Source organism: Acinetobacter sp. 1294596, from assembly GCF_000582925.1.
GTDB lineage: Bacteria > Pseudomonadota > Gammaproteobacteria > Pseudomonadales > Moraxellaceae > Acinetobacter > Acinetobacter radioresistens.
Genome location: NZ_JFCC01000094.1, coordinates 1 through 1791, shown reverse-complemented (window position 1 = coordinate 1791; position 1791 = coordinate 1). Strand labels below are relative to the sequence as shown.

The following is a 1791-nucleotide window of genomic DNA, read 5'->3' as shown; positions in this document are numbered from 1 at the left end:
TGATCCTAGCCAAAATAATGGACAGCACGTCCCTCTAAAGATAACGTAACTTTAATCTTTGGAGATTCAAGAAATGGCTAAACGTTTTAGTCCCGAATTTAAACAGCAAGCGATTGATTATGCACTTTCAAACTCCCACGAACCTATAGCTGCAATCGCCCAGAAATTAGGTGTGGGTTATTCAACTTTAGACAAATGGATTCGTGAAGCCAATCCAGTGGGTTCAAGCAAACGTCAACTTTCACCAGAACAACAGCGGATCTTAGAATTAGAGAAAGAAGTCAAACAGCTCAGGGAAGCCAATGACATCTTAAAAAAAGCGCATGTGTACTTTCTAACAGATCATGCCAAGAAAAGTACACGGTAATTCAAGATCTAGATATGAATGAAGTCACCGTATCTTCTGCCTGTAAATACCTAGGTGTCAGCACTTCAGGCTATTATGCCTGGCGAAAACGTCAAGCCAATACGGCACAGAAATATAATGACTTAAAAGCCGTATATTGGCAGCATCATGCACGATTGGGTGCACCTTCATTAGTACATGACATGCATGATTTAGGTTACAACATTAGCGAACGTACTATTGGAAGGATGCTAAAAAAACTTGGTTTACGTAGCAGGATTGCACGTAAATACAAGCATACGACTGATTCAAACCATCGTTTGCCTACAGCGCCTAACTTGTTGGATCGTCAATTTACGGTCAATCAACCCAATAAGATCTGGACAACAGACATTACCTATATCCGCACTAAAGAAGGTTGGTTGTATTTATGTGTGATGCTAGATTTATTTAGCCGTCGTATCGTGGGGTGGCAAACCAGCCATCGAATAGACCGCCAGTTGGTGTGTGATACGTTTAACTATGCAATGGCTCGTCAGGGTTATCCAACTGGTGTTATGGTTCATTCAGACCAAGGTTCACAGTACTGTAGTCGTGATTTTAGAGCGCTGTTACTGACAAATGATTGTACTCAGAGTATGTCTAGACGTGGAAACTGTTGGGATAATGCAGTGACTGAAAGCTTCTTTCATACATTAAAAGGTCATGTGGTACATGGCAGTGTGTTTTCGACTCGAAAAGAAGCGAATGCTGTCTTGTTTGACTATATTGAAATTTATTACAATCGGGTCAGAAGACATTCTGCAAACGGCTGGTTAAGTCCAGAAGCCTTTGAACAGAAATATATTAAAAGTTTAGAGGGGCTGGTTGTCCACGATACTGTCTAGGATCAAATTGATGAAATGAACTTTCATATTAATTCTGACCCCCTTACTCAACTCTTTAACCGTAGAGGCATGGAAATTTTTGTTAAAGAAATGATAGATTCTGATATACATTTTTCTATACTACTTATAGATATAGACCGTTTCAAACGCGTTAATGATACTTATGGCCATGATATAGGAGATGAGGTATTAAAAATTCTAGCGAAACTTATACAGGAAAATTTTCGTAAAGAAGATCTGTGCTGTCGTTACGGAGGTGAAGAGTTTATTGTGGTTATTCCAAATAATAATAAGCAGGAAATTTATGAAAGTGCAGAGAGATTTCGACGTATTGTAGAGGCATTTGAAATTAATAATGTAGGTAGAATTACCATTTCTATAGGTATCGCATCTTGGCCAGACAGTGCAGAAGAATTTGCACAAGTTTTAAAGATTTCTGATAATAATCTTTACTATGCAAAGAATAATGGCCGTAATCAGATTAAATATAGCTAGTTATAATAAAACGACAGAAATAATCTGTATAATAAGTATTTAATTATTTCATTTAATAAAATT

General features: G+C 37.5%; 1 protein-coding gene and 1 pseudogene. Both read left to right on the top strand.

Annotation, left to right across the window (positions count from 1 at the left end):
• Window positions 1-73 precede the first annotated feature (73 nt).
• Window positions 74-1233 (top strand): IS3 family transposase gene (locus J502_RS15930; RefSeq protein WP_155757378.1). Its coding sequence is split into 2 segments (ribosomal slippage): window positions 74-308 and window positions 308-1233, totalling 1161 coding nucleotides; the frame shifts between segments, so codons are not numbered across the junction.
• Between the two features lie 12 nt (window positions 1234-1245).
• Window positions 1246-1728, top strand: a pseudogene (locus J502_RS15925) (GGDEF domain-containing protein); the annotation flags it as partial.
• Window positions 1729-1791 lie beyond the last annotated feature (63 nt).